Origin of the sequence: Mesorhizobium silamurunense, assembly GCF_014843825.1 — a bacterium.
GTDB lineage: Bacteria > Pseudomonadota > Alphaproteobacteria > Rhizobiales > Rhizobiaceae > Mesorhizobium > Mesorhizobium silamurunense.
On record NZ_JHQR01000026.1, the window covers coordinates 1 to 5,590 of the forward strand.

General features: G+C 64.5%; 4 protein-coding genes and 2 pseudogenes. 3 read left to right on the plus strand and 3 right to left on the minus strand.

From position 1 onward, the window contains the following. Window positions 1–119 precede the first annotated feature (119 nt). Window positions 120–908: pseudogene (istA, locus tag DH10_RS02795) on the plus strand (IS21 family transposase); the annotation flags it as partial. Here istA and DH10_RS02800 read toward each other — a convergent pair. The 3 genes from DH10_RS02800 to DH10_RS02810 form a co-directional block, all read right to left on the minus strand. After that, the gene (locus DH10_RS02800) at window positions 909–2,987 is read right to left on the minus strand and encodes a recombinase family protein (protein ID WP_192384165.1); all 2,079 of its coding nucleotides are present in this window, start codon (window positions 2,985–2,987) and stop codon (window positions 909–911) included. Between the two features lie 258 nt (window positions 2,988–3,245). Next, complete coding sequence (locus tag DH10_RS02805; protein ID WP_192384166.1) at window positions 3,246–3,725, minus strand: helix-turn-helix domain-containing protein; 480 nt, start codon at window positions 3,723–3,725, stop codon at window positions 3,246–3,248. 167 nt (window positions 3,726–3,892) lie between these two features. Next, a complete protein-coding gene (locus tag DH10_RS02810; RefSeq protein ID WP_192384167.1) occupies window positions 3,893–4,180 on the minus strand; it encodes a DUF5372 family protein in 288 nt (95 codons plus the stop codon). Between the two features lie 26 nt (window positions 4,181–4,206). Here DH10_RS02810 and DH10_RS02815 point away from each other — a divergent pair. Continuing rightward, window positions 4,207–4,980, plus strand: a pseudogene (locus DH10_RS02815) (Mu transposase domain-containing protein); the annotation flags it as partial. A gap of 16 nt (window positions 4,981–4,996) precedes the next feature. Further along, window positions 4,997–5,590: ATP-binding protein (locus DH10_RS02820; protein WP_192384168.1), on the plus strand; the 594-nt coding region annotated here is incomplete at its 3' end.

A 5,590-nucleotide genomic window follows, 5' to 3' on the forward strand; every position in this document is an offset into this window, starting at 1 on the left:
CTAAATCCCGGACAGCGATTCCGCTAAGTCCCGGACAGTTTCCGGGCCGGATTTGACGGTCGGTTCTCGGCTGCGCCGTTTTGGCAATTTGGCCTCTCACGAAGACGTTGAGAGGGGCCATGCCAAGACGGAAGCAAGCGAGACGAACGAGCGTGAGGGACATCCGGACGATCCTGCGCCTGACCCATGAACAGGGTCTGTCGGTGCGCGAGGTGGCCGAGCGATTGAAGATCGGCAAGACCTCGGTTTCGACCTATTTGCTGCGAGCGCGGGAGGCGGGGCTGTCGTGCTGGCCGCTGCCGCCAGGCTATGATGACGATGCGGCGCTGGAACGACGGCTGTTCCACCGGATGGGCCGTCCGCCGCAGGATCTGAACGAACCAGACTGGGCGATGGTCGCCAAGGAGCTGAAGCGCGAAGGAGTGACGCTGACGCTCCTGTGGCAGGAATATCGTGCCGCTCACCCCGACGGCTACGGCTTCACCTGGTTCTGCGACCGGTTCGCGGCCTTCCGGAGGCAGGCTAGCCCGACGTTCCGAAACCGGCACGCGGCGGGCTCGGTGATGCAGACGGACTATGCCGGGCAGACGGTGCCGGTGATCGATCCGGCGACCGGCGTCATTTACCCGGCGCAGATTTTTGTCGCGGTGCTGGGCGCCTCCAATCTGACCTTCGCCTTTGCCAGCTCCAGCCAAAAGCTGCCGGACTGGATCGAAGGCCAGGTGCGAGCGCTCGCCTTCTTCGGCGGCGTCACCAGAGCGATCGTGTGCGACAACCTGAAGGCCGGTGTCGTCAAGGCGCTGTGGTTCGAGCCGACGCTGAACGCGACCTTTGCCGCGATGGCCGAGCATTACGACACCACCATCCTGCCGACCCGAAGCCGCAAGCCACGCGACAAGGCAATTGTTTCATAGTGAGTCCTGTTCGGTTGATGGCACGGTAATTGAGGCACGGCGGGCGGCAACGGCGTTTCGGCCCGGGCGGCCTTTGATGATCTCGATGTCGTGAGGAATGTCCCACAGACCATGGTTGAGACTGTCGCTGCAGACTTTGGTGATGAGCCCCTGGCGCCCCCATTGATGCACCGTGGTCTCGGCGATAGCGAAGTGTTCGGCCACTTCCTGCGTGGTGAGCAGACCACAATCCCGCAGGCGCTGGCGACGGCTGGGCAGATTGTAAGCTCCACGGATGAAGGCGATCTTCTTGAGATTGAACGGCTTGCCTTCCCAGGTTCGCAGGCCACCTTCATTGAGGATATCGGCGATCTCGCGATCGCAATGTCGGTCGAGCAAGCGGTCGACCTCGGCGACGAGCTCAGGCTTGCACTTGCGGATCTGGGCGATCGGCAAAGGCCGCTCCAGCGTCAAGGTGCGGGTCGCCCCGCCGGATAGTCGCACGTTTGCAGTAATCGTCTCGGCCTTGACCAGAGTGACGTCGGCGACCAGCAGCCGCAGGATACGCTTGCGCTCGCGGACATCGATGCGGGGATCGCTCCAGATCCGCGGGAACTGCTCGGCAAGATCGCGGACGCGTTGCTGCGTCTCGGCATCGAGGGCAGCGGCTTCCTCGGGCGCGCGTCGTTCATAGTCCTCGACGACGTCGGTGTGGAGCCGCAGCTTCTCGTTCCACTCGGCCTCGAGAGTGTCGGCAACGAGGCGATTGTCGGGATCGACCTTCATGTAGCGGCGCCGGGCGAGCTCGGCGTCATGACGCGTCCGCTCGATATGCTGTCGGCGCAACGTGTCCATCTCGGCGGCGCGTGCCTCAAGCTCGCGCTGCACCGCCAGGGTGATCTCAAGGGTCATCGGCGTCATCAGCTCGACAAGCAATGCCCCCACCGCCGGGTCGACGACTTTGCCGGGCACGGACTGGCAGACCTTGCCGCCACGGCGGGTGGCAGTCTCCTGGCTGATATAGGTCGGGACAGGCTGACCGTGCTCCTGGCTGTAATGGACGCCCATGCGCCCGCCGCAAAGGCCGCAGAGAACTCTGCCCTGGAGCAAGGCGGATCCTTCGCGGACCGGCCCGGCGCGGCGCTGCATTCCATAGGCTTGTGCATTGGTGGCGAGACGCTCCTGGTTGGCCTTGAAGCGCTCCCAGTCGATATAACCCGGATGCAGGTCGGGCATGACGAACCGCCAGTCAGCCATATCCACCTTGATCTGCGAGACGCCGCCGCCCGGCCGGGGCCGTCCACGCGTTCGACCGTAAACGAAGGCGCCGGCATATCTCGGATTATGCAGTACCTGGAGGATGCGGGCGTGCCGTGGCGGCGCCCACATGAGTTCGCCTTTGTGCGGTCCCTTGCGCAGGCGTCGCGGGAACAGGATGCCTTCGTCGAGGAAGAACTTGACGGTTCTGGTTGCGCTGCCGAGGCGCTCGAAGGTCGTGAACACCATGCGGAGCGCTGCCTGCACCTCGGCGTCCGGGTCGAGTGCGAGGGTGCCATCGGGCAAGTAGACCAAGCCCACGGGCGGCCCTATCTTCAGATCGCCGCGGCTTGCCTTGTTGAGTTGGCCGCCGCGCATGCGCGCCTTGAGGAAGTGCAACTCCGCTTCCGACATCGTTCCTTTCAAACCCAAGAGAAGTCTGTCGTTGAAGCTGGCCGGGTCGTAGACGCCATCCTCATCGAGGATGAGGGTGCTGGTCAGGGCGCACAGCTCAAGCAGCCGGTGCCAGTCGGCGGAGTTGCGGGCCAGGCGCGAGACCTCCAGCCCCATGACGACGCCGGCCTTGGCGAGGGCTACCTCGCTGACCAGTTCCTGGAAGCCGTCGCGGGCAACGGCGCTGGATCCCGATTTGCCCAGGTCGCAGTCGATCACGTGGACGCGTTCGGCCGGCCAACCGGCGGCAATGGCGCGATCACGCAGCCCATACTGTCGCTGCGTGCTCTCGCCGTTCTCGGCGACCTGTCGCAGCGTAGACTGACGGATGTAGAGGTAGGCGTCGCGCCGAAGGTGGTCGGCGGTGACTTTGAGGTCAGGCATGTGCTGGCTCCGCGGTTAGCGTGACAACAAGGCTGGCAAGGATGAGGGTGAGCTCGCTGGCGGCGATCGCGCCTGCCGACGGGGTGCGATGTACCGGGCAAGGCGGCGTAAAGTTGGGTGTTGTCGTTGCAGCCTTGATCCAGGCGACCATGCCTTGACGGCGCAGGGTTGCGAGTCCTGATCCGGTGATCAGCCGGGCGCTGAGCACCGCGGCGCGCAGTTGTTCGTATGTGCCGACCAGGCTGGTCGCACGGACGGTTAAGGCAGATCGAGTGGTTTTTTTTTGGGCGCCATGGCCCGCTCCAGACTTCGCCGGTGCACCCTGACGCCAAAGCGTGTGGCGATAGCGTCTACACGTTGCGGAACGGTGAGGTCGGGCCGCGTCGTCCTGAGTTGGTCGATGTAGGCGAGGACCTCGGCAGAGATCTTGTGTCCGCCCTTTGGACCCCGCTGCCGGGGCACCAACCCGGCGAGGCCCTGGTCGGCCAAGGCGCTCTGAGCTTTGTAGAAGGTCGGCCGCGAGACCCCGAAGGCGCTGGCGACGTCGCTGATCGGCACGCGATCGGCCTGATGGCGGCGCACCATCTCGTAGCGGACCTGCACAAGGTCCCTGGCGTCGAAGAAGGGATTGCCTGCAAACAGCGTGTCGCGCACGGCCTCGGGGTGGGGGTTGAGTGCGCCGTCGCGGGCCAAGGCCTCGGTCTTTGGGTCGCGTCGTGCTGGCTTTTGCTTCGCCATGACCATCATCCAACTTGATTCGTAAATATAAATACGCCTTACATGCTGAGACGTCAAACAGGGTCGTGCCACGATGGCCGAGACAAATCCCGCAATTCTGGGCATATATCCGGCATCTGAGCAGGCCTTGCGGCGTAATTTGCCTTACACCAGCGGCGTATTTAACCTTACGCATCCTCCCCCTCCACCGGCGCAGAGACCCGATCCAGCAGCGTGAGCAAATCCAATAGGTCGACCGTCCGGAACGCCGCGCGCCCGGCCGCGACGCGCCGGAATGCGTCAGGCTGCTCCATGTCCGTCATTGCGGCGGCAATCGTGGGCAAGGTCCCGTCCGCCGCTCGGTAGATCACCCGGTCGTCGCCCCAATGCGGGCTGCGGCTGATCATGTCGAAGGTCTGGCCTTTAAGCGGGTGGAATGGGTGAGTAATGCGGACCGTGAGGCCGGTCGTCCCCATACGGGCTGCAGTTGACGGCTTTATCCAAGGCCAAGGTCGAGGGCGCGGTGCTGATCGTCGAGCGCTGGATTCTGGCACGGCTGAGGAACCTATCCTTCTTCTCGATTGCCGAGCTCAACGCGGCGATCGCCGAACTGCTCGAGGAGCTGAACAACCGGCCGATGCGCCATATCGGCCAAAGCCGCCGCGAACTGTTCGAGGAGATCGAGCGGGCTGCCTTGAAGCCGCTGCCGGCGGCACCGTTCGAATACGCCGAGTGGAAATCGGCGAAGGTCCATCCTGACTACCATGTCGAGGTCGACAAGACCTTCTACTCGGTGCCGCACCGGCTAATCGGGCGCACCGTCGAGGTGCGGCTCACTCATCGAGTGGTCGAGATCTTCCACGATCACCAGCGTGTCGCCAGCCATGTGCGTCGCTCGCAGCGTTCCGGCCATGTCACCGTCAACGAACACATGCCCAAGGCGCACCAGCGCTACGCCAACACCACGCCGGCCAGCCTGATCAGCCGGGCCGCCAGGATCGGCCCCAACGCCGCCATCCTGGTCGAGCGCATGATGCGCGACCGACCGCATCCGGAGCAGGGATACCGCTCGGCCATGGGCATCCTGTCGCTGGCGCCGCGCTATGGGCCGGAGCGTCTCGATGCCGCCTGCGAGCGGGCGCTGCTGATCAACGCGATCGCCTACTCCTCCGTCACCGCCATCCTCAAAGCCGGCCTCGACCGAGCCAGCTCCGCAGAACCGGCAAAGCCGACACCCCAGCACGCCAACATCCGCGGCTCCACCTATTACCAGTGAAGGAAAGGAAGAAAGAATGCTGACGAACCCCACCCTCGACCAGATGCAGGCCCTCGGTCTGGCCGGCATGGCTGCCGCCTGGCGCGAACTGGCCGAACGCAACAACGCCAACGAGCTCAGCCGTGACGAGTGGCTCGGCCTGATGCTCGACCGCGAGGTCGCCATACGGGCCGACAAGCGCGTCCGGAACCGGCTCGCCTCGGCCAGGCTGCGCTTTCCCGAAGCCTGCATCGAGGACATCGACTTTGCCGCGTCGCGCGGGCTCGACCGGCGCAGCACCATGGCGCTCGCCCAGGGCGAATGGTTGAAGGCGCATGAGAACCTGATCGTCACCGGCCAGACCGGAACCGGCAAGTCGTGGCTGGCCTGCGCCTTCGGCCGGCAAGCGGCACGGCTCGATCATTCCGTGCTCTATGTGCGCGTGCCGCGCCTGTTCGAGGATTTGGCGCTCGCCCGTCTCGATGGCCGCTTCCCACGCCTCATCGACAAACTCACCCGCGCACAACTGCTCATCCTCGATGACTTCGGAACCCACTCCCTCACCGACCAACAGCGCTTCCATCTGTTCGAAATCGTCGAAGAACGCTATCGCCGCAAATCCACCCTGATC